Consider the following 21412-nt stretch of genomic DNA (forward strand, 5'->3'; position numbering starts at 1 on the left):
GTCGGATTCCTTTCACGAGGGAAGCGGGTCGGCGGCGTCAGAAGCCTGTGGAACAGTGCGGCGGCACCTGAGCGGCCAGGGCCCGGGCGACCGCCGACAACGCGTCGCGGTCGCCGGCGAGGCGGCCGGCTCCGGCCAGCTCGGCGGCGGAGACCGCGCCGAGCAGGCAGGCGGTCAGGTCGGCCACGTCGATCGTCAGGTCCGGCCGATGGCCGGTGGGCTCGCACCGGACCCGATCGCCGTCCGGTGCGAGGGTGTAACACCCGTCAGTGGTCTTGCCCGGGTCGTGCACGGCGATGGTGACCGGCCGGTCGAGCCGGCCCATGCAGGCCCGCACGACGCGTGGCACGTCGAGCACCCGGGCCCACAGCTTGTCGACCCGGTCGACCATCCGCATGCGCCGGATGTCGGCGAAGTGCCGGCGCAGCGGATCGAGCACCGGCCGGTTCCGGAGGACGACCTCCCGGCACAGGTCGAGCGAGCCGAAGAAGGCCAGCAGGTTCCGCGCCGCGCCGGGGTCCGCTGCCACGAACTCGTCCACCTCGACCGGGGCCGGGCCGCCGTACGCCGTCCACGCCCCGCCCCGCGACCAGGTGGCGTACCCGGTCGGGCGGCCATCGGCGTCGCGGTGCAGGGCCACGAAACCGTCCGGCGGCGCGCCCACCGCCGCCGGGTCCCGCCAGCGCGTCGTCCACCAGCGCGGGCCGCGGCCGAGTTCGCCGGGCGTCCGCCGCTGATAGGCGGCGAACGCCTCCGGTACGGCGGTGCCGTCCCCCGGGTCGTCGAGCACCTCCACCGTGCCGTCCGCCGCCTGGCCGGTCAGCTGGAGCCCGCCGGTGCTCGTGGACCAGCTCACCGCCTCGGTCACCGGGGCGTACCCGTACCTGCCATAGATGGCCGCCTCGCTTGCCGTCAGCACGCTGAGCGCGTCGCCGTGCGCGCTCGCGGAGTCCAGGTGCTCGCGCATCAGCGCGCCCAGCGAGCCGCGCCGCCGGTGGTTCGGGGACACCGCGATGTCACCGATCCCGCTGACCGGCAGGGTCACACCGGGAGCCACCGTCATTTCGAACGGGAAGACCGCCGCCGCCGCGACCAGGTGCGGTTCCTCGATGGTCAGGAAGCCGTCCGGCCGGGCGAGCTCCGCCTTCGCCGCCATGGTGGCCGGGCTCATCGTGATCCCGTAGTGCAGGCGCATCGCGGCGGTCGCGAACCGCAGGTAGCTCTCGGAGACCTCACCGCTGCGCGGCATCGAGCACCTCCAGGCCGATGGTGAGCCGGGCCGGGTCGCCGGTGCCGGTGGCGGCGCGCACCCCAGTCAGGTCCGCGACGCGCCAGTCCGCGTCGCTGAGCCGATCCGGCTCATGGGTGGTGCAGACCGCGACGACGCGCATGCCGGCCGCGGCGGCGGCCTCGATGCCCGACGGCGCGTCCTCGACGACCACGAGGTCCACCGGGTCGATGCCGAGCAGCTCGGCGCCGCGCAGGTAGCCGTCCGGGTGTGGCTTGCCACGGCGTACGTCACCGGCGTGCACCAGGATGCCCGGCACCGGGATGCCGGCCCGGTCGAGCCGGGTCCGGGCCGCCGCCGCCGAGCAGGACGTCACGATCCCCCAGGGCGTCCCATCGAGCGCGGCCAGCAGCGCACCGGCCCCGGGTTGCCCCTTGACGGCGGAGGCGTGGCTCTCCTCCAGCTCGTCGATGCGGCGTTCCTCCTCGGGGCACGCCAGGTGCGGCGCCACCGCCCGGATGTGGTCGATCGTCTGGCGGCCGTGGCCGGCGGCGAACGTGGCGGCGGGATCGAGTCCCTTGCCGCCGGCCCACTCCCACCACGCTTCCCGGATCGCCGCGGAGCTGTCGACCAGGACACCGTCGAGGTCGAACAGCACGCCGCGGGCCAGCACGTCGATCATGCGAGCGCCGCCTTCCGCAGGCGTGCCACGCCGTCGGCGGATCCGCCGGGCGCCTGGAAGACGGCGGAGCCGGCGATCAGCCGGTCCGCGCCGGCCTCGTACAGCGCCTTGGCGCGCGCCTCGGTGACTCCGCCGTCGGCGGCGATGTGCACGCCGGTGAGCTCGTGCCGGGTCAGCAGCGCCCGCAGCCGGCGGATCTTGTCGAGGGTCCAGCCGAGGAAGTCGCTGGTGCCGGGGTTGCTGGTCATCACGGTCACCTGGGTGATCTGACCGAGCAGTTCCTCGACGGCGGCCAGCGGGGTGCCCGGGTTGATCGCCAGGCCCGCATCGACGCCCTCCTGCTGCAGTCGGCGCACCACCCGGGCGATGTGGGCGGTGGCCTCCACGTGCACGGTGACCAGGTCCACCCCGGCCTTGACCAGCGCGTCCAGCTGATCCTCCGGGTGGGCGACCTGCAGGTGCACGTCGAGCGGCAGGTCGGTGCGCCGGCGCAGGGCGGCCACCGTCCGTACGCCGAAACTGATGTCGGTGACGAACCGGCCGTCCATCACGTCGAGGTGCAGGTAGCGCACGGGCGCGCCGGTGAGGCTGTCGGTCGCGTCGCCGAGCGCCAGCGGGTCGGCGCCGAGCAGTGCGGGCAGGATCTCGATCATCGGGAGGCCCCCGTCCGCCCGGTGACCGCCGCGATCACCTGGTCGGTGATGTAGTCGGTCTCCGCGATGGTCAGGTCCGGCCGGACCGGCAGGCAGAGCGTGCCGGTCGCCTGCCGGTCGGCGTGCGGGAAGTCGCCGGCCAGCCCCAGCTCCGCGAACGCGGGTTGCCGGTGGATCGGCACCGGGTAGCGCACCACGGCGTCGATGCCGGCGCCGACCAGGTCGGCGAGCACCTCGTCCCGCCGGTCGACACCGATCTGGTAAAGGTGGAAGACGTGTTCCGGCCCGGCGGACGCGGGCACCTGAGCGACGCCGGTCAGCGCCTGGCGGTACCGGTCGGCCACCGCGCGCCGGCCGGCGTTCCAGCCCTCCAGCTCCGGCAGCTTGTGGCTGAGCACGAGGGCCTGGATCGCGTCGAGTTTGGAGTTGCAGCCGAGCACGACGTGGTCGTTCTGACCGGCCTGCCCGAGGCCGCGCAGCGTCCGGATGGCGGCGCTCAGGTCGGCTCGGTCGGTGGTGACCGCGCCGCCGTCGCCCGCCGCCGCCAGGTTCTTCGACGGGTGGAAGCTGAAGCAGCCGATGTCGCCCCAGGAGCCGACCTGCCTGCCCTGCCAGCGTGCACCGACGGCCTGGGCGCAGTCCTCCACCACGGCCAGCCCGTGGCGCTCGGCGACGGCGGTCAGCGCGGTCATGTCGAGCGCCTTGCCGAACAGGTGGACCGCGATGATCGCCCTGGTCCGGCTGGTGACCGCGGTCGCCACCTGGTCCAGGTCCATCAGGTAGTCGTCGGCGGTGCAGTCGACGAGCACCGGCCGGGCGCCGACCGTGGTGATCGCCAGCGCGGTGGCGTGGAAGGTGTTGGCGACGGTGATCACCTCGTCGCCGGGTCCGATGCCGAGCGCGCGCAGGGCCAGTACCAGGGCGTCGGTGCCGGAGTTGAGGCCGACTGCCTGCTCGACACCGACGTACTCGGCAAAGGCGTGCTCGAACTCCTCCACGTGCTGGCCGAGCACGTAGTCGCCGCGGACCAGGAGGTCACCGATCATTTGGACGACCTGCGGCAGCCGGGGGAACTGGGCGGCGTAGTGGTATTTGGAGATCTTCATGGGGTTGCTCCGTTCGTGTCGGTGGGTCCGGGCGTCAGCACCGCCTTGCCGGCGTAGGGGCGCCCGGCCATGTCGCGCAGCAGCGCCGGGCCGTCCTGCAGGGCGGCTCGGACGTCGATCAGCCGGTGCAGCGCGGACCGCAGCGCCGGGCCGGTGCCCGCGTCGCGGAGCAGTCCGGTGGCCGTCGCGAAGTCCGCGGTCGTGGCGCCGTGCGAACCGGCGATCCGGATCCGCCGCCGGCCGGCGCCCGCCGTCCGCAGCTGCTCGCGGCGGCGCAGGTCGTCGAGGTCGAGGCCGCGGAACCGGTCGCCCGGCTCGGTGCCCGCATAGATCAGCAGTAGTCCGTCCGGGGTGAGCAGGTCGGCGGCGAGCTCCAGGGCGGGCTCGGCCGCGGCCGCGGTGGCCAGCACGACCCTGCCGAATCGCGCCGGTCCCGGGCGGCCGGTCGGGTGCAGCCCGACGCCGGGAAGGACGTCGCGCTCGCGCAGGAACCGCAGTCGTGGCGCGCCGCGGTTGAACAGGTGGACGTCCACCCCTCGGGCGCGCAGGATCCCGGCCATCAGGGTGCCGGCGATTCCGGCGCCGACGATCGCCACCGGCGACCCGGCGGCGCCGGCGGTGACCGCGTCCAGCCGGGCGACGCAATGCGCGGCGCAGGCCAGCGGCTCGGTGAACAGGGCGATCATCGGATCCTGTCCGGCCGGGACCGGCCGCAGCGCCGCCGTCACGTTCGCGGCCGTCCCCTCGATCTCGACGAGATCGGCGAACCCGGAGGTCCGGTGGACGACCGGGTGCGGGTCGAGGACGACCCGCTGCCCCGCGTCGAGCACGCCGGGCAGTGTCGAGTGCCGAACCTCGGCGACGATCTCGTGGCCGAAGTCGCGGCGCAGGTGCCGCGTGCCGGTCAGCTCCCGCAGGTCGGACCGGCAGACGCCGACGGCCAGCGGGGCGATCACGACGCGGGCCGGCTGGTCGGTGAGCCGGCCGGTGCGCGCCTCGGTCAGGTACGGATCTCCGTCCCGGTGGTCGATACGCCGGTAGGCGACGCCGTTCATCGCACCCCTCCCGTCGCCGGGAGATCACCGAGGGCCGTGCCGAGATCCGGTTTCCTGGCGGATACCGCTCCCACGGTCATGTCGATCACCACCTTGATGTATTCGCGCGGGCTGTCCGGCGTGCCGACTCCGGACGCCATCGCGGACAGGTAGGTCGGCGCGTGTTCCAGCGAGACGACGTGGGTGATCAGGCGCCCGAACCGGTCCGGATGCCGCAGCAACAGCTCCGCGGCCCGGGTCAGGTGCCGCTCCGCGGTGCCGCGGTGCCCGGTCACCGACAGGGTCTTGCCGCTCGGGGTGCGGACCTGCGTCGCGGCCGGCTCCACCGGGTCGCCGCAGACGTTGCCCCGCCGGACCAGGCCGAGGTCCAGGTCGCCGGTCGCCGGATGGCTGTCGCCCGGCCCGAATCCGCCGAACAGGTCGATCCGGCCGCCGGGCCGCACCTGGACGACAGCTTCAGCGAGCCCGGCCGCTGCACCTTCCCGGGGCAGGCAGAGGAAGGCGGCGTCGCACCGGTCCGCCGGCGGCGCGGCGTCCGGGAGCCGGTACCGGGCGCTGCCCAGCACACCGAGTTCCTCGATGAACCCCAGGCGTTCGGTACGCCTGTGGATCAGCTCCACCGCGCACCCGTGCAGCTCGGCCACCATCGCGACCAGCAGCGCCGAGGTGCCGCCGCCCCAGATCGCCACCCGGTGCGGCCGGGTGGCCGCCGCGACGAGCTCCCATCCGTAGAGCGCCGTCCCCAGCGGCTCGACCAGCGGCGCGAGATCCGCCGGGAGCCGTGGGTCGACAGGCACGGTCCGTGGCGTACGCCCGGCGCCGGGCTCGAATCGGCGCTGGAAGATGCCGTCGTAGCTGTGCCCGAGGATGCTGTCCTGATCGTCCGGGTCGACTGGGTTGAAGACCAGGAACCGGCGCCCGTGATCACCGGGCCCGGCCTGCTCCGCCACGCCCTCGTGGCCCAGGATCCGGGCCCGGTCGGCCCGGACCCGGCGGTGGATCTGCAGGTCGGTGCCGCAGATGCCGGCTCGCAGGATGCGCAGGTCGCCGCCGCTCATCACCGGCTCGCCGCCACCGGCTGGAGCCGCCGGACCGTGGCCAGCGCGGCGCTGATCTCGGCGGAGGTCACGTCCTCGACGAAGGTGGCGCTGCCGATCCCGGTCGGCAGGGGAAGGTGCTGGTGGCCGTCGCGGTGCCGGACGGTGTCCGCAAGCGCCCCGGCAAGCATCGCGCTGGTGCAGGCCCGGTGCTCGGTGGGCAGTCCGATCCGCTGCAGCAGGGTGAGGATGCGGCGCAGCGACTCGTCGTCGAGCAGCCCGCGGGCGTGGGCGACGGCGCAGCAGAGCGCCATGTCGACCGCGACCGCCTCGCCGTGCAGCAAGTCGGCGCCGGCACACATCTCCAGGTGCGGGCTGAAGGTGTGCCCGAAGTCGGCCACCCGCTTGAGCTCATGTTCCCACAGGTTGGTCTCGAGCTCGCCGAGCATCGCGGTCACGCTGCGCTCGATGATCTCCTGGCCGTGCGTGGTCGCGACCCGGGCGTCGACCAGATCGGCGCAGTCCGCCTCCACCAGCGCGAACAGGCCGGCGTCCTTCATCACCGCGATCTTCACGATCTCGGCGATCCCGTTGCGGACGTGCCGGGCCGGCAGGGTGCGCAGGAACACCGGATCCAGCAACGTGTGGCTGGCCGGGAAGTAGGTGCCCAGCCGATTCTTGTGGCCGTTGTGGTTGATCGCCGTCTTCGCCCCGATCGCCGCGTCGACCAGCCCGATCAGTGTCGTCGGCACCCGCACGAACGGGGTGCCGCGTCGGTACAGGCTAGCCACCAGACCGGCGAGATCGGTCACCACGCCACCGCCGATCGCGATGATCGGTTCCGAGCGTCGTTTGATCCCGGCCTGGTCGGCGGCGCGGGCGATGTCGAGCAGCGAGTCGGCGGTCTTCACCCGCTCACCGGGGTCCAGGGTGTACTTCACGCTGCGCGCCCCACGCCCAGCGAAATAGCTGTCGATCCGCTTGCCGTACAGGGCGTCCACCGTGCGGTCGAGGACCAGCAGCGAGGTCGTCCCGGCGCGTATGCCGGCCGCCTCGGCGAGGGCGTCGTTTCCCGGGGCGAAAACGTCCGCGGATCCGCTGATGCGGTAGGTGACGTCCTGCTGGCAGCGTACGGTCCAGCCTGTCATTGCTTCTCCTCAATGGTTGTCGTCGAGACTGTTCCGCAGGTACGCGTCAATGCCTCGCAATGCCGCCAGGCCGTCGTCGTCGCCGAGGAATATCCGGTTCCGGAAATGATTCTTATCGCGATCGGTGATGCCATAGAGTCCTAGTTCTTCCAGGTTGCGGATGAGGCTTTCGCGATAGTGGTGGCCGAGCCCTTCCACGACGCCGCCGAAAAGGAATGTCGCCTCCACCTCGGGATCGAGCGTGGCGTGGCACAGCAGCACTTTGGCGAGCGGGAGGGTGAACAGGTCGAGCAGTTCCGCCGCGTGCCGGTCGCCCTGGCGAACCCGCTCGGTGAACGCCCGCACGGCCGGTCCCGGCGAACCGGGCCGCTCCCGGAACGCCGTGGCCTCGGGCAGGGTGGCCAGCAACGATTCGAAGCCGCGGCCGGAGGAGAACGCGCTCAGATGGTTGAGTGCCCCACAGTCGCAGCGGTTCTCCCGGACCTTGCCGCGCCACCGGACGTCGACCGGCAGGTGCCCGATCTCGCCCTGCAGCCCGTGCACCGGGTCCAGCGGGATCCGGCCCGTTCCCAGCTCGATGGTGCGGCAGGCGATGCCGCTGCTGACGGTCACCGCCGCGGCCCGCGACGAGACGCCGGGCGCCGGATGCGCCGCCCGGACCGCGTGGGCCAGCGCGGTGACGTCGTTGAGCAGGTGGAAGCGGATGTCCGGCAACCGCTGCCGCAGCCTGGCGGTCAGGTCGAACGGGTACCGGCCGGGGCCCCACAGCGGGGCGCTGCCGAGCACTTCGCCGGTCCGGCCGTTGAGCGCCGCACCAAGGGATATCCCGACGCCGGCGCCGTCCGGCAGGTCCGCCTCTCGCGTGGTGGTGACGATGTAGTCGACCAGGCGTCGCTGCAGCGTCGCCACCGGTTCATGGTGATTGCGGACGGAGATGGCCGGCGACCTGTGCAGCAGCCGCAGCCGGCCGGTTCGGTCGGCGGTCCCGGCGCGGAACCAGGTACCGCCGAGGTCCAGGCAGAGCGTCGGGCTCATCTCACGCTGCCCGGCCGGTCGCCACATCGGTGAGCAGGATCCCGCCGTCGCCCAGGACCGCGGACGCCGCAGCGGTCCGCGGCGAGGCCCCGCCGAGCAGCTCGGCCACCGCGCCGGCCTTGGCCGCCCCGCAGGCAAGCACCAGTCGCAGATCCGCGTGGGCGAGCACGCGCTGGGTGAGCGTCATCCGCCGGACACCGCGGTACGGGGCGGTCGTCACCACCATGCGGTCCACCGCCAGGGCGCTCAGGTCGCCGTCGAAGATCGAGGCGGTGTGCCCGTCCTCGCCGAGGCCGAGGATGACGACGTCCGGGCCGCCGCCCTGGAGCAGCCGGCGGATCCGCGCGTCGTAGCCGCGCACCGCCGCGGCGAGATCCGGTCCGCCGCGCACCGGCATCGGATGCCGGTTGGCGCTCGGTGGATCGCACCGGTCGAGCAGGTTGCGCTGAATGACGTCCCAGGACGGGCCGGTGTCGCTGTCCGGGACCAGGTGGTCATCGGTCTGCAGCACGTGGATCCGATGCCACGGCAGACCGGCCTCGCTCAGCGAGCGGTAGGCGGCGGCCGGGGTGCTGCCCCCGGTCAGCGCGACGGTACAGGATCGCTTGCGGGTGAGCACCTGGTCGAGGTGCTCGACCACCCGGTCCCTGACCTGGTCGGCCAGGCTGGCGGTGGTCGTGACGGGCTGCACCAGGCAGCCATTTCGTTCCGCGAGTTCGGGCACTTCTAGTCGACCTCCTGAGTCACCGCCACCCGGTCTTCGGTGGCGAATCGAGCCGCCTTGGCCATCGACGGCCGCTCATGGTTGAGATGGGTCATGGTGGTTTCCAACCTGGTCACCGGGACGAGCGTCGACAGGCGGGTGACGAAGTCCCGGTCCTCGCCGCCCCACCCGGAGAACGAGGTGTCGAAGCCGTCCACCGCCCGGAACAGCTCGCCCGCCACAACCACACAGCCACCCGGCGGGCGGCGCAGTAGGTAGCCGGCGACCGACCGCGGTGGCGCCGTGGGCCTGGCCACGACCTGCGCAGACGTCAGCGGATCGAGACAGTGGACGTCCTCGTAGGGCAGGAAGGCGGGCGAGACCGCGGCCTGCGCGCGCACCCTGGCGACGAAACCCGGGTCGACGATCATGTCGGCGTCCAGCTGACAGATCACGTCGCGGCCCGAGGCCGCCCGCGCCGCCCCGAAGTTGACCGACGACGACTTGTTGAACGGCCCGGTCTGGCACTGAAACGCGTAGTCGTCCACCCAGGTCCGCGCCCACGAGTGCCGGGGCTGGTCGTCGCTCTCCACCAGGGTCACGTGGACACCTGCGGACGGCGTCGCCTGCGCCTTGAGCGCGCCCAGGCACGCCCGCAGATTGCGCTCCCGCAAACTCCCCCGCGGGGCGCGGAAGGGAATGACGACATGCAGCGCCGGCAGCCCGTCAGCCGTCCCGGCGGCGCCGCCCGGCGCGGGCAGGGATGCCGGGATGCCCTCGAAATACAGCATCCGTACGGACGCTTCGATCGAGGTGACCAGGTCTTCGCAGCCGCGACTCCACCTGTGCGTCCGCTCGTACCGGGTGAGCGCCGCGACCAGGTGCCGATAGCCGGCGGCGGGTTGCTGTCCCCGGGTCACCGACGCGAGGGGCCGAGCGAGGAAGTCACGGCCGGTCGCCAGCTCGGTGGTCAAGTCCAGCGCCTGCCGGAACAACGGCCCGCTGGATCGCCAGTAGGGCGGGCAGTAGTCCTCCGCTGCCCGGTCCGCGCCCGCGACGACGCAGCCGGCGAGTGTGCGGGCGATTCCCAATAGCACGATGCACTCCTTTCGTTAACTCGAATTGGGGCATCGAATGCAACCGGATAAATGTGGCTCGGCCCTGAATCAGGACGCGTTGTTTCTACTGTGTACACCCGGTTGCCATAACCGAAAGCTAGCACGACATCCGGATGACGACACGGGTCATAAAGGATGAACTGCGGCGGGGGCGTGCACGATCCGGCCGCGAAAAATTTTTACCCACCGCATTCACACCGGTCATCATTGCGGCATCGCACGGCGTGCATCGCCGGATCGGCGGCGAGAAAATCTGATTTTCACGGCGCAACGGAATGTGTGCACTGCGGAGATTCCGCGGTTGCACGGCAGCGGAGCGCCTATCCAGCGGTGTTCGCGCGCCCCTCGGCGATCCGGGCGAACTGCTCCCACTGCAGCGCGACACTGCGGGCCGCCTGGGACAGCAACGGCAGGCAGTGCGGTGGCAGCGACTCCACCACCTGCCCGTCGAGCGAGGTGGCGAGTTGCTGGTGCAGGAGCCGCAACAGGGTGCGGCCGACCTCGGTGTACCGCAGCGACGGGTCGCGACTGAGGTTGGTCAGCAGCACGTCGTCGGCGACGTCCGCCCGCTCCCTGGCCTCCTGGGCGTGCGCCGGCCGCTTACCGGCGCCGTCCGTACCGGTCATCCGCAGGCGCACCTTGCGCACCGTGTTGGGCGCCACCCCGGCCCGGCGGGCGATCTCGCGCAACGACGCGTCCGGATGCCGGCTGATCAGCTCCTCGACGAGTCCGCGGTCGGCAGGGACGGCGGCCGGGCGGACCCGCCCGTCCTGGCCCAGCCGCTCGGCCGGCGCGGGCAGGCCCCGCCGCTCGCGCAGAGCGGCGACGGTCTTGCCGGACACCCCGGCGGCCCTGCCGATCGACCGGTCGGAGCAGTGCGGGAACCAGGCGAGGAGGCGTTCGGCGGCGGCGCGCCGCTCGCTGAGCGTCAGCGGCAGGCCGTGCACGACGTTGCTGGCGACACTGCGCAGGTACGCCGCACGGTCGTCGTCTTCGAGCAGGAAGGCGCGGATCCGGTCCGCACCCTTGAGCCGAGCCGCGTGCACGCGATGCACGCCGTCGATCACCCGCATGGTGGACCGCTGCACGAGAATCGGCGGCAGCGGCGTCTCCGACTGCGCCAGCAGGCGGGCGTGATCCTCGTCCAGGGCGGTCTCCCGCGGCGTCCACGCCGACGACAGCGCGGCGACCGGGACGAGCACCGGCTCCCCGGCGGGAGGTGCCGCACTCAGCTCGGCGAAGTGAGTCGGTGAGATCTCGTCCACGGCACCCCGTCCCCCGTCGACCCCCGCGCGCCGCGTGGTCACCACGCGGCACACCGGCGGCCGATACCGGCCACCGGTGTGCCCTATCCCCTTTTAGTTAACCTACCTAACGAGTTTTTGCCACCCGTGGTTCACGTCACAGTCACGAGCGTCCGCAGATCAGCGGGCCGGTGCGCGGTCCGGTCGGCCGGCTGCTCAGCGTCGTAGAGGTGACCCCATGCCGCGGCGACCGCCACCGCACCGCTGCGCCGCGCGGCCTGCAGGTCCAGCGGGGAGTCGCCGACGTAGGCGACCGAGCCGGGCGCGACGCCCAGCTGCTCGCAGGCACGCAGGATGCCGTCGGGTGCGGGTTTCGGGTTCGCCACCTGGTCGCCGCCGACGATGATCGAGAAGTGTTTCAGCAGGCCTGCCGCACCGAGCAGGATCTGTGCAGCCTGCTGGCTGGCGCCGGTGAAGACCCCTAGGGAGCACCGCCGTGTCAGATCCGCGAGCGTCTCGCCGATCCCGTCGTAGGCGCTGACCCGGCCGGTGCCGAGATGCGCGTAGTACCGGTCGAGATCATCAGGCGTCGCCGGGCGGCCGAGCAGATGATCCAGAATCCGTTGCGGTGGGCCGAGCGGATACGCGGCCACGATCTCCGCGTCGGAGTACCACGGACCACCGCCGGCCGCCACGGCGGCCCGGAACGCCGCGTTCACAGCGGTCGTGGACTCGATCAGAGTGCCGTCCATGTCGAAGACGACAGCGTCCACAGAGGCGCCTCGAGAGCCAGAAGATCGCATGACGGGACACTACCCACGCCGCCGGTCATTTGTCGCGAAGCCACCAGCCGCTGCGGTCGGTGTCTCCCGCCCAGTCACGCGCCTGACGGGGAGCGGGTGGCTCGTCCCAGTCCGTCATGACGGCGTCGAACTCGGCCTTGGCCTGCATGTCGGTCGCCGCGTAGGCCCGCGCCGCTGCCTTGATCTGCTCGCCCGCGAGGTAAAGGCGTCCGCATGCGGTCGTCAGATACTCGCCGTATTCCACGACCATGGCCTTTTGTCCAGCGCCCGCGGCCTCACCGGCGCCCGGGCGTGGTGCCTGCCGCGCCTGCACGGCCACGCACCCTTCTCGGCTTACTTATCCGCGCACCGACTGCCCGAGTGGCGGCCGGACCGTCCGACCGGTACGCGGTGGCTGCCGGCAGCCTCGAAGTGCGCTTAGGCCGGAGGGGCAACCTCGATAAGGCTGCCCTCGGCGGCGAGGCGCTTGACCCGTTGCTGACCCCAGGAGCCGAGTGCGCGAAGGGCCTCGTTGAGGGAGATGCCGTGCGGTGTCAGCGAGTACTCCACCCGGGGCGGCACCTCGGGGTAGACCTTCCGGTCGAGCAGCCCATCCTCCTCCATCTCGCGCAGGTGCTGCACGAGCATCTTCTCGCTCACCCCCGGCAGGCCCCGCCGCAGCTCACCGAAACGCCGGGTGCCGTAGTTGTGTAGCTCCCAGAGGATCAGCGACTTCCACTTGCCGGTCACCACGTCCATCCCGGCGTCGATGCCGCAGATGTACGGCCCCCGCCTCGCACCGGCTGCCATCCGGCCCCTCCATACTTACGAAAAGGTGAGTACCGCACCAAATAGTGGCTACTTGCTGACCCGACTGTACTGGGGAAACCATGGTGACCGGCGCGCCGCTCATCTGTTTCTTCCAGTCTGTTGAGGTCCACATTTCATGACCACATTCTTGGGTCTGGGCGCGATGGGTACAGCCCTGGCCGCGACACTGCTGGACGCCGGCCTTCCCGTGGTCGGGTGGAACCGTGACCCGCGGCGGGCGCAGCCTTTGGCCGGTCGGGGCGCAGTCGTCGCCGACACCGTCGACAAGGCCGTCGTCGGCGACGGGCCGGTCATCGTCTGCCTGTTCGACCACCGCTCGGTCCACGATGTCCTGGACCCGGTCGCCGCCGCCCTGTCCGGCCGTACCGTGATCAACTTGACCACGACGACGCCCGCCGAGTCCCGGGAGCTGGCCGCCTGGGCCGCCGGCCACCGCATCGCCTACCTCGACGGCGCCATCCTGGCCGTCCCCGACATGATCGGCGGTCCCGGTTCAATGATCTTCTACAGCGGCACGGAGGCCGCTTTCGCCGAACACCGCGAGTTGCTCGACCGGTGGGGTGAGAGCACCTTCTTCGGCGCCGACGCCGGGCTCTCCTCGGTTTATGACACGGCGATGCTCACCGGCATGTACACGATGGTCGCCGGTTTCCTGCACGGCGCGGCGATGCTGGCCGCCGAGGGTGTCCCGGCGGCCGAGTTCGCCCGCTGGCAGGCGCCGTTCCTGACCGCCATGACCGGCGGCTTCGCCCGCTACGCGGCGACGATCGACGCCGGGGATTACGCCGGCGGGGGCCAGAGCCTGCGTTTCACCGAGGTGGCCTTGGACACCCTGCTGCGCGCAACCACCGGCCAGGGCGTCTCGACCGAGTTGCTGCAGCCCGTGCACGACCTCGTCCGTCGGCAGATCGCCGCCGGTCATGGCGACCTTGACACCGCCCGGATGTTCGAAGAGCTGAGGACCACCCGATGAGCCACGAACCTGTCACCGTAATTGGCCTTGGTCCGATGGGCCGGGCCATGGCCGGCACCCTCCTGCTCGGCGGCCACCCGGTCACGGTATGGAACCGTACGCCCGGACGCGCCGACGGCCTGGTCGAAGCCGGTGCCACCCTGGCGGCCACCCCAGCAGAGGCGGTCACCGCGAGCCCGCTGACCATTATCAGCCTCACCGACTATGCGGCGATCTACCAGATCCTGGGCGAACACCCGGACTTCCTGACCGGCCGTGATCTGGTCAACCTCAGCTCAGATACACCCGACGCGTCCCGCGAGGCCAGTGCCTGGGCGGCCGACCGAGGCGCGCGCTTCCTCACCGGCGGCATCATGGTGCCGGCCCCGGCGGTCGGCGGCCCCGGTGCGTACGTCTACTACAGCGGCCCGAGCGAGGTCTTCGCCGCCCACGAACCGGCACTACGGTTGATCGGTGATCCGCGCTACCTCGGCGACGATCCAGGACTGGCCCAGCTGTTCTACCAGGCATATCTGAACGTCTTCCTCACCGCGCTGTCCGGCCTGCTGCACTCCACCGCAATGGTGACCGCGGCCGGCACCCCGGCGGCCGACTTCCTACCCGACGCGATGGCGATGCTCACCGACGTCCCGGCGATGGTCGGCAACGGCGCCCAGATCGCCGCCGAGATCGCCGCCGGGAAACACCCGGGCGACCTCAGCACCGTCCTGATGATGGGGGCCACCGCCGGGCACATCCTGCGGACCAGTGACCAGGCCGGCGTGGACCGCGCGCTGCCGGCGGCCGTCAAGTCACACTACGACCGAGCCATCGCCGCCGGTCACGGTACCCGCGGCTGGACCGCCCTCTACGACGTGATCAAAGCCTGAGCACGCGGCGGGCGGCTCGCGTTGCCGGTTCTCCCCCGGTCGTGCGAGTCGCCCGTGGGTTCAGCAATTCGCCTTCGGCCGGCTCCTGCCCGACGGCCGGTCCTACCGCGTCGTCCCCACCGAACCGGTCGACGCGGCCTGGCACGCCTCTCTGCAGTACACCGAGCCGTACCAGGCCGCCTGCGACCAGGTCGTGGGACAGTTCATGCACCACGTGCCGATCCTGACCGAGGGCATGGCCGACGGCTCCTCGATCGAATACACCCGCCGGGCGCTGAAGGCGACCGGCTACTACATCGACCCCGAGTTCTGGGACGGCGAGGCGAAGTCCTGCTGCCCGCCGAACCCCGGAATCTGAAAGGCCACCTGACCAATGCGCATTGACTGGACCGCGCTGCCCGAGGCCGTCACGAACGAGGTCGCCGACCGCGTCGGCGGTTCTCACGCCGTTCCGGCCGGCACCGGTGACCACGCGGAGATAGCCGCCACCGTAACCGGGACCAACGGCACAGCGTTTGTGAAGGCCGCCCACAGCGACTTCGGAATCCGGTCACTGCGCTTCGAGCTGCGGGTGAGTGAGGCCGTCAGCGTGCCGCACTCACCCGCCGTCCAATGGCACTTCGAGACGGCCGGCTGGCTGGTCGTAGCGTTCGAGCACTGCGCCGGTCCGCACGCCGACCTGTCGCCGAGCAGCCCCGACCTAGACCTTCTTGGGGAAGCCCTGGAGGTGCTGGGCAAGGCGCAGGCGCCGGACGTAGGGCTGTTCAGTCCCAAGGGGCGGCTCGGATTCGAGCACCCGGCGATGGACGGCGACACGCTGGTGCACACCGACCTCGGCCCGGCCAACCTCATCGTCACCTCGCGTGGCCTGCGGATCGTCGACTGGGCGATGGCGACCAAGGCCGCGCCGTGGGTCGAGTTGGCCATGCTCGTCCCGTGGCTGATCGGCAGCGGCCACACCCCACAACAAGCCGAGACATGGCTCGCCCAGCACCCGGCCTGGAGCACGGTGGAACCCTTGGTCCTCGACGACTTCGCGACCAAGAACGCCGAGAAGTGGGCGTCTAAGTCGAGCCAGGCCAACGCCGGGTGGATGCGTGACCTGGCGGACTGGACCGGCCGGTGGTCGACGTACCGGCGCATGTCCGGAAACCACTAGTGACGGCCGAATACGACTTTCGTCGTCTTTCGGCGTCTCCGACCGCGCGTATCCGGCTGGGTCAGCGCTCGCAGTTCACCACCGTGTCGTACTTGCCGGGATCGCAGTCGTCGCCGGCCGGGCTGTTGGCGCCGCCGTCGAGCAGGTCCGCCACCTGCGGGACGTCGCTGCCGCCGAGCAGGTCGTCGCCGTCGCCGCCGTATACCCGGTCGCGGCCGTCGTTACCGTCCAGCCAGTCGTTACCGGCGCCGCCGACGATGGTGTCGTTCCCGGCGTAGCCCATGATCGTGTTGTTGGCGGCGTTGCCGGTGAGACGGTCGTTGCCGTACCCGCCCCACAGGCCCTCGACGTCACTACCGACGGTGTCGTGCTCGCCGGACTGACCGTCGTCACCGCGGGAGCCGTCGAGGTCGACCGTGATCGCCTTGGTGTAGTCGCCGTAGTTGACCTGGTCGAAGCCGGCACCGCCGAGCAGAACGTCGGCGGCGATCCCGTCGCTGTAGACGTCGCCGGACAGCCAGTCGTCGCCGGATCCGCCGTCGAGACGGTCCCGCCCCTGGTAACCGTCCAAATCGTCGTTGCCGGCCTCACCGTAGATCTTGTCGTTCCCCTCCTCGCCGAAGAGGTCGTCGTCACCGGCACCGGCCCACAGGGTGTCGTCGCCCAGCCAGCCGTGGATCGTGTCGTTGCCGGCCCCGCCGTAGATCACGTCGTTGCCGCTCCGGCCGTCCAGGTAGTCCTTGCCACCGCCGCCGTAGAGCCGGTCCGCTCCGCTGCCGCCGAGGAAGCGGTCGCCGCGCGGGCCGCCGACCAGGGTGTCGTTGCCGGTGCCGCCGTCCGCGGTCATCGGCAGGTCGGTCTTGTTGGTCACCGAGTCGTAGCGGTCGTAGGTGTAGACCCGCACCCGGGTCGGCGCCTTCGGCAGCGTGCAGCGCACCTTGGTCTTGTCACCCGCGACCCGTTTGCAGCCCTTGCCGGCCTGGATCGCGACCTTGTCGTCGACGACGATCGTGTTCCCGGAGCGGGTGACCACGACCCGGTTCTGCTTGCCCGAGGCCGCCTTGTACTGCACCTTCGTCTTCTCCACGACGGAGACGACACCGGTCGAGGCCGCGGCGGCGGGTGCGGCGAGCACCCCGGCCGAGGCGGTGGTCACCAGAACGACGCCGAGACGAATCGGCCATGCGGAACGCGGCACGTGGATCCTCCCCAGGAATCCGGCGGCGTGATTGGCCGCACGGCGCCTAGATCGTAGAACGGCACCGTAACGACGTCGAGCAGCAAAATCACCGATGCCAGATCCGGCTCCGGCTCCGGCGGGATGTGCCGCTCCCGGGGCGGCTTGACCGCCAAGATCCCCGTCACATTGAGCAAGGCCGACGGCAACAAAGTCAGCCGTCCCCGTCTTAATCTGTCCCCATGGGTCCCGGGTCACAGGTTCAACCCATTACCGCGCCTGTCTTCTACGCGCGGCCGGAGGCGGTGGGCAACGCACTCGAAGTCGAGCCGGCGCTTGCCAGTTGGGACAAGGCAGGCTCGCCCGGTCAGGCTCGTTCGGCCGCGTTCATCGCCGGGATGCGCACCGTCATTACCGGGCATTTGAGCGCGACATCCGATCCTCTCGCGTTACGACTCGACATCGGCCTACCGCGTCACGTCCCTCTGCTCAGCTACCACGACCTGGACAATTACCTGTTCCCCCTGGTCCCGAAGCTCGCGGCGAGCAGCGGGCGGCAGTTCGCCTCAGTGTGGGCGACCAAGCGGCACGCGCCGACATCCGTGGTGGCTCTAAGCCAGGCCTACGCGACTAGAGACCCGGGTGGGACGTACTCGTTCGAGGTGACCACGACAGCCGCAGCCGAGAGCACCGCTTTCAAGGAGCAGATTCGCGACCAGATCGCCGTCGGGCGCCCGCTGCCGGACGGCGGCGTCGCCCTCCAGCTCGCCTTCGTAGTCGGGCCTCGCCGCGCATGGCCGAACCTGTGGAAGGCCACGATCGACTCCCTCGGTCCCATACTCGGCCGCGACGCCGGGGCCGGGCAGTGGAACGTGCACGACGGTCGCGTGACAGACCTCGGGCTGCACTGCATCGTCGATCCGAACGCCGGCAACCGCGTTGCCATCGCCATCCGGGCCCGCACAGCCACCCCGCCGACGACGGAATAGGAAACCCCGGCAGCGCATGGGTTACGGCCCGACAATCACTCCGGCGAGAACGCCCGGCTGCTACGCACGGAACCCCGCTGGCTGTCTCGAATCTCTCACCCACGCCGGATCGGCTGCGCACCAGCCGCGACCAGGGCGATGGTGAAGATGCAGGGCGTCCCCGGAGCCGGGCAGGAACCAATGAGCCGGCTGGATGACCATGCTCACCCAGCCCGGCCCGGACGCCCTGGCGCATGTTAAGCGACAGGTTTATGGCAGCGATCCGCGACAGGTTGATGGCAGTGGAGTCTTCGTCCTGTCGCCGGAGGTCGCGGCGTAGCCGGTCTGCGCGGCGCGCAGCACGAATATTTATTCGTTAGTGCGGGGTTGCGGTCCGTACGCTGCCTGCCGTGCGTGCACCTAGGCCAACCGGCGTACCGATGGACCTTGGCAACCTGCCTGAGTTCTGGGCGTTGCTCGCCCGCGAGTTTCAGACGCTGGAGTCTCTGCCATCACTGGCTGAGGCGCGGCTGCTGTCGGCTCGGGCCTTCGATGAGTCCCAGCCCGCCGGCCACCGTACCTACATGGAGGTTGAGCGATATCTGGGTGTCGCCAGGGACAACCACGAGGCGCTGCTCGCCCTGCTTGAACACCGTGGTGCGACTCTGTGGGCCCCGTGGAGCCTGCTGCGGCCCATCTTCGAGTCGGCGTTCTTCGCCTCGTGGATCCTGGATCCCGCCTCGGGGCGAGATCGTCGCCTACGTGGGTTGCGCTGTGAAGTCCTCGACTGTTACCAGCAGCGCGCGCATCGAGCCGCGTTCAAGAAGCTGCCGGAAGCACGTCAGCTGATCGAGGAGGCCGAGCGGCAGCAGGAGCAGGGCTCGCTGGCGGTGTACCGGGCGGAAGCCGCGGCGCTCGGTGAGCCCTTCGACCGGGTTCATCAGAGGGTTAACCTCGTTGTGGAGCTGCCGAAGCTGGGCTTTGTGCGAGGGCAGAACGACTTCGCCGTCTTCCTGGAGGGCACGTGGCGCCTGTTGTCCGGCTTCGAGCATGGCTTGGGCTGGGCCCTTCTGCGGGGCACCGATCGCGGCGCGGAGACGCAGGTTCCGGGTGGTGCGGGCCTGTTTTTGTCGATCAATGACGAGCAGTTCGTTCTCGCCGCCAAGACGACGTACGCTCTGCTAGCTAACGCATGCCGTCTGTTCAAGGCGCGGCATCTGGAGCCTTCACCAAGGTGAGGTAGTCCTGCCTAGCGGTCGACGGTGAACCGGTTTGATGGCGTTGGGGGCGTGGAGGCGGCAGCCCCGGTTTCAGCCCAGGTCGCTGAATTCCTGCAGCAGCGCGGTGATCTCCTGCGCTGCGGAGGCCAGTTCTGCCAGGTGACCGGAGGTGAACTGGTGGGCCTCGGTGCCCAGGATGCAGTGAGCGCCGACGATCTGGCCGCTGACCGTCAGGGGTACACCGGCGTAGCTGGCGATCCCGTCGACGGTGACCAGGGGGTTGGTGGCCTGCTCTGAGTCCCGGGCGTCGGGGATGACGTACGGCTGGCCGGTGGTGACCATGGTGGCGCAGAAGGACCATTCCACCGGGGTGCCGTCCGAGGCGGCGATCCACGTGTCGTCGAGGCCGGTGGCGCCGACGGCCATCTGGGAGGTGTTGAACACCAGGGTGGCCAGGCTGATCGGCAGGCCGGTGCGCTGCGCGGTGCGCGCGGTGATGCGGTTGAGCGCCGCGCGTAGCTGGGGGTTGTCGAAGTCGATGCTGGCCAGCACGCGCATGCGTGCGGGGGTGGCCAGTGCGGCGGGGTACTGGTTGTTGATCATCAGGGTCTCCGGGGCGGGTTGGCACCGGGCGTGTACCGGCGGGGGTTGGGCGGGCATGCCGGTGGCTCAGATGCTCTGGTGCAGGGCGCGGTAGGTCACGGCGCGGATCTTCTCCGAGCGGGCGGTGACGCGCAGCAGATCGCCGATGGCCATGAGTTCTTCGGTCAGGCGGATCAGGTCATCGGTGGTGCCGGATCGTGACAGGTGCAGCTTCTTGGTGGTGAGGTCGACCAGCGCGCGGGCGGTCTCGGGCCCGAGCTGGGCGCTGAGGGCGGCGGTCAGTGAGGCCTGGGTGGGCTGATCGAGGTTGTAGGCCGGGACGGTGGGCATGGCGGCGTGGCTCCTGTGCTGGTGCTGGAAGGTCTATCGGCAGCCGGCTGCTGGTTTGCGGCGAGCTCAGAACAGTTCGATCGGGGCCTGCTCGGCCGGGGCGGCTCGGGCGACGGTCACCGCCGCCCGGGCGGGTACCGGTCGTGACGCGGTGGTGCTGTAGCGGTCGGTGAGCTGGTCGAGGCCGGCGGCGATGCAGGCCAGGGTGGCGATCTCGTCGGCGACCTCGCGGGTGCCTTCGGTGGACCGGCTGGCGGTGTGTGCCAGGTCGGTGATCGTGGCGGTCAGCGCGAGTGCGGTGTCGGCGGTGTCGTTGACGCGCTGGGTCATCGCGGTGGTGCTGGCGCGTTGCGCGTCGACGGCGGCACCGATGTGCTCCTGCTCGGTGTTGATCTGCGCGATGGCGCCGGCGATGCCCTGCAGCGCCGCGACGGTCGCGGCGGCGTCCTCGCGGATCGCGTCGACCTGGGCGTCGATGCTGCCGGTGGCTTGCTCGGTCTGCTGCGCGAGTCCTTTGACCTCGCCGGCCACTACGGCGAAGCCCTTGCCGGCCTCGCCGGCGCGGGCGGCTTCGATGGTGGCGTTGAGCGCCAGCAGGTTGGTCTGCGCGGCCACCGTGTTGATGAACGCGACCACGCCGCTGATCTGCGTGCTGGAGCTCTCCAAACGGGTCACGCTGTCGCGGGTGGTCGCCGCGGCCGCCACCCCGTCGGTGGCGGCCTGCCCGGCCGTGGTCGCCCGGGCGGCGATCGCGTCGATGCTGGCCCGCACCTCGCCGGCGCCGTCCTGCAGCTGGTGCAGGGTGGTGTTGACCTCGCCGATCGACTGCGACAGCAGCATCGCCTGCTGCGCGGTCTCGGCGGTGTGCCGGGTCACGGCCCCCGCGTGCCGGGACAAGCCCTCGCTGGCGGCATGCAACTCCCGGGCATGATCAGCCACGCCGCGTCTGGCTGCCCGGTCACGGGGCCGCCTGCGGCACGGCGGCGCCAGCGACGGCGTGCAGCCGGCCCAGCAGGGTCGTGAGCTGCTGCCACTCCTCACTGCTGAGCGCGTCGTGGTGTGCGGCGAACGCCTGCTCGCACTGGGCACGCGCCTGACCGAGCACGACCCGGCCGGCCGGCGTGATGGCCACCAGGACCCGGCGCCGGTCATCGACAGCACGCCGGCGCTCAATCCACCCCCGCTCGGCGAGTTGCTCGGTGACCGTCGTGACCGTCGACGAACTCAGCGCCGTCCGATGGGCCACATCGACCAACGACAACCCGTCCTCGACCGACGCCAGCGCGCCGAGTACCCACCAGCCGCCCTCGCTGAGACCCGCCTCGTCCAAAGCCGCCAGCGCGAGCGCCGTCATCCGGCGCCCCACGTCACTGATCATCAACTCGACCGGCAATGCCCGGACCTCGACTGCGTTCACACCGAGCCCATCGGCTCGACGCGGCACGGACATGAGTCCTCCGGCACCGAAACATCCGGCACCGGAAGAGTCAG

At 71.0% G+C, this 21412-nt stretch carries 27 protein-coding genes; 8 read left to right on the forward strand and 19 right to left on the reverse strand.

Features of this window, described 5'->3' with window-relative positions:
• Positions 1-37: 37 nt before the first annotated feature.
• Genes BJY16_RS36935 through BJY16_RS36980 form a run of 10 tightly spaced genes read right to left on the reverse strand, consistent with a single transcriptional unit; the run spans position 38 to position 9744 of the window.
• The gene (locus tag BJY16_RS36935; RefSeq protein ID WP_185044186.1) at positions 38-1249 is read right to left on the reverse strand and encodes a GNAT family N-acetyltransferase; all 1212 of its coding nucleotides are present in this window, start codon (positions 1247-1249) and stop codon (positions 38-40) included.
• Positions 1233-1910, reverse strand: a complete 678-nt coding sequence (locus BJY16_RS36940) for an HAD-IA family hydrolase (RefSeq protein ID WP_185044187.1) — start codon at positions 1908-1910, stop codon at positions 1233-1235. The genes BJY16_RS36935 and BJY16_RS36940 overlap by 17 nt, the downstream gene beginning before the upstream one ends.
• Positions 1907-2563: a ribulose-phosphate 3-epimerase gene (locus BJY16_RS36945; RefSeq protein WP_185044188.1), complete on the reverse strand. Its 657-nt coding sequence runs from the start codon at positions 2561-2563 to the stop codon at positions 1907-1909. The genes BJY16_RS36940 and BJY16_RS36945 overlap by 4 nt, the downstream gene beginning before the upstream one ends.
• Complete coding sequence (locus tag BJY16_RS36950; RefSeq protein WP_185044189.1) at positions 2560-3669, reverse strand: DegT/DnrJ/EryC1/StrS family aminotransferase; 1110 nt, start codon at positions 3667-3669, stop codon at positions 2560-2562. The genes BJY16_RS36945 and BJY16_RS36950 overlap by 4 nt, the downstream gene beginning before the upstream one ends.
• Complete coding sequence (locus BJY16_RS36955; protein WP_185044190.1) at positions 3666-4724, reverse strand: MDR/zinc-dependent alcohol dehydrogenase-like family protein; 1059 nt, start codon at positions 4722-4724, stop codon at positions 3666-3668. The genes BJY16_RS36950 and BJY16_RS36955 overlap by 4 nt, the downstream gene beginning before the upstream one ends.
• Positions 4721-5782 carry an MDR/zinc-dependent alcohol dehydrogenase-like family protein gene (locus BJY16_RS36960; protein ID WP_185044191.1) on the reverse strand — a complete coding sequence of 354 codons (1062 nt, stop codon included), beginning with the start codon at positions 5780-5782 and terminating at the stop codon, positions 4721-4723. Before BJY16_RS36960 ends, BJY16_RS36955 begins: the two co-directional genes overlap by 4 nt.
• Positions 5782-6909, reverse strand: coding sequence for a sedoheptulose 7-phosphate cyclase (locus BJY16_RS36965; RefSeq protein WP_185044192.1), 1128 nt, complete (start codon positions 6907-6909; stop codon positions 5782-5784). The genes BJY16_RS36960 and BJY16_RS36965 overlap by 1 nt, the downstream gene beginning before the upstream one ends.
• Positions 6910-6918: 9 nt before the next feature.
• Complete coding sequence (locus BJY16_RS36970; RefSeq protein ID WP_307835721.1) at positions 6919-7971, reverse strand: ROK family protein; 1053 nt, start codon at positions 7969-7971, stop codon at positions 6919-6921.
• Positions 7946-8635, reverse strand: a complete 690-nt coding sequence (gene pgl, locus BJY16_RS36975; protein WP_203759031.1) for a 6-phosphogluconolactonase — start codon at positions 8633-8635, stop codon at positions 7946-7948. Before pgl ends, BJY16_RS36970 begins: the two co-directional genes overlap by 26 nt.
• A 35-nt stretch (positions 8636-8670) precedes the next feature.
• Positions 8671-9744, reverse strand: a complete 1074-nt coding sequence (locus BJY16_RS36980; protein ID WP_185044194.1) for a glycosyltransferase family 2 protein — start codon at positions 9742-9744, stop codon at positions 8671-8673.
• A gap of 134 nt (positions 9745-9878) precedes the next feature.
• Between BJY16_RS36980 and BJY16_RS36985 the strand changes: the two genes are divergently transcribed.
• Positions 9879-10022, forward strand: coding sequence for a hypothetical protein (locus BJY16_RS36985; RefSeq protein WP_185044195.1), 144 nt, complete (start codon positions 9879-9881; stop codon positions 10020-10022).
• 63 nt (positions 10023-10085) lie between these two features.
• On the opposite strand, the gene BJY16_RS36990 is transcribed toward BJY16_RS36985, so the two are convergent.
• The 4 genes from BJY16_RS36990 to BJY16_RS37005 form a co-directional block, all read right to left on the reverse strand.
• A complete protein-coding gene (locus BJY16_RS36990; RefSeq protein ID WP_185044196.1) occupies positions 10086-11030 on the reverse strand; it encodes a ParB/RepB/Spo0J family partition protein in 945 nt (314 codons plus the stop codon).
• 131 nt (positions 11031-11161) lie between these two features.
• Positions 11162-11782: an HAD family hydrolase gene (locus tag BJY16_RS36995; protein ID WP_239177313.1), complete on the reverse strand. Its 621-nt coding sequence runs from the start codon at positions 11780-11782 to the stop codon at positions 11162-11164.
• 55 nt (positions 11783-11837) lie between these two features.
• A complete protein-coding gene (locus BJY16_RS37000; RefSeq protein WP_185044198.1) occupies positions 11838-12131 on the reverse strand; it encodes a hypothetical protein in 294 nt (97 codons plus the stop codon).
• A 98-nt stretch (positions 12132-12229) separates the two neighbouring features.
• On the reverse strand, positions 12230-12601 hold the full coding sequence (locus tag BJY16_RS37005) for a winged helix-turn-helix transcriptional regulator (protein WP_185044199.1): 372 nt from the start codon (positions 12599-12601) through the stop codon (positions 12230-12232).
• 136 nt (positions 12602-12737) lie between these two features.
• Between BJY16_RS37005 and BJY16_RS37010 the strand changes: the two genes are divergently transcribed.
• From BJY16_RS37010 to BJY16_RS37025, 4 genes are all read left to right on the forward strand, one after another.
• Complete coding sequence (locus BJY16_RS37010) at positions 12738-13595, forward strand: NAD(P)-dependent oxidoreductase (protein ID WP_185044200.1); 858 nt, start codon at positions 12738-12740, stop codon at positions 13593-13595.
• A complete protein-coding gene (locus BJY16_RS37015) occupies positions 13592-14464 on the forward strand; it encodes an NAD(P)-dependent oxidoreductase (protein WP_185044201.1) in 873 nt (290 codons plus the stop codon). The genes BJY16_RS37010 and BJY16_RS37015 overlap by 4 nt, the downstream gene beginning before the upstream one ends.
• A gap of 85 nt (positions 14465-14549) precedes the next feature.
• Complete coding sequence (locus tag BJY16_RS49145) at positions 14550-14822, forward strand: UCP032817 domain-containing protein (protein WP_507762600.1); 273 nt, start codon at positions 14550-14552, stop codon at positions 14820-14822.
• Positions 14823-14837: 15 nt separating this feature from the next.
• Positions 14838-15623: a phosphotransferase gene (locus BJY16_RS37025; RefSeq protein WP_185044203.1), complete on the forward strand. Its 786-nt coding sequence runs from the start codon at positions 14838-14840 to the stop codon at positions 15621-15623.
• Between the two features lie 61 nt (positions 15624-15684).
• Here the strand turns inward: BJY16_RS37025 and BJY16_RS37030 are convergent, their stop codons facing one another.
• Positions 15685-16821 (reverse strand): calcium-binding protein, encoded by a 1137-nt coding sequence (locus BJY16_RS37030; RefSeq protein WP_239177317.1) that lies wholly within the window; start codon positions 16819-16821, stop codon positions 15685-15687.
• 221 nt (positions 16822-17042) lie between these two features.
• On the opposite strand from BJY16_RS37030, the gene BJY16_RS37035 reads away from it, so the two are divergent.
• The 3 genes from BJY16_RS37035 (at position 17043) to BJY16_RS37040 (ending at position 19006) form a co-directional block, all read left to right on the forward strand.
• Complete coding sequence (locus BJY16_RS37035) at positions 17043-17789, forward strand: hypothetical protein (RefSeq protein ID WP_239177319.1); 747 nt, start codon at positions 17043-17045, stop codon at positions 17787-17789.
• Positions 17790-17982: 193 nt separating this feature from the next.
• A complete protein-coding gene (locus BJY16_RS47890) occupies positions 17983-18108 on the forward strand; it encodes a hypothetical protein (protein WP_260418357.1) in 126 nt (41 codons plus the stop codon).
• 100 nt (positions 18109-18208) lie between these two features.
• The gene (locus BJY16_RS37040; RefSeq protein ID WP_185044204.1) at positions 18209-19006 is read left to right on the forward strand and encodes a hypothetical protein; all 798 of its coding nucleotides are present in this window, start codon (positions 18209-18211) and stop codon (positions 19004-19006) included.
• A gap of 72 nt (positions 19007-19078) precedes the next feature.
• Here BJY16_RS37040 and BJY16_RS37045 read toward each other — a convergent pair whose 3' ends face one another.
• The 4 genes from BJY16_RS37045 to BJY16_RS37060 all read right to left on the reverse strand — a co-directional run bounded on the left by BJY16_RS37045 (position 19079) and on the right by BJY16_RS37060 (position 21338).
• Entirely contained in the window at positions 19079-19591 is a 513-nt protein-coding gene (locus BJY16_RS37045; protein ID WP_185044205.1) for a GAF domain-containing protein, read from the reverse strand.
• Positions 19592-19657: 66 nt separating this feature from the next.
• Positions 19658-19921: a hypothetical protein gene (locus BJY16_RS37050; RefSeq protein WP_185044206.1), complete on the reverse strand. Its 264-nt coding sequence runs from the start codon at positions 19919-19921 to the stop codon at positions 19658-19660.
• 66 nt (positions 19922-19987) lie between these two features.
• Complete coding sequence (locus BJY16_RS37055; RefSeq protein ID WP_185044207.1) at positions 19988-20860, reverse strand: methyl-accepting chemotaxis protein; 873 nt, start codon at positions 20858-20860, stop codon at positions 19988-19990.
• A 19-nt stretch (positions 20861-20879) separates the two neighbouring features.
• The gene (locus BJY16_RS37060) at positions 20880-21338 is read right to left on the reverse strand and encodes a MarR family winged helix-turn-helix transcriptional regulator (RefSeq protein WP_185044208.1); all 459 of its coding nucleotides are present in this window, start codon (positions 21336-21338) and stop codon (positions 20880-20882) included.
• Between the last annotated feature and the right edge of the window lie 74 nt (positions 21339-21412).

The organism is Actinoplanes octamycinicus (assembly GCF_014205225.1).
In the GTDB taxonomy this organism is placed as follows: Bacteria; Actinomycetota; Actinomycetes; order Mycobacteriales; family Micromonosporaceae; genus Actinoplanes; species Actinoplanes octamycinicus.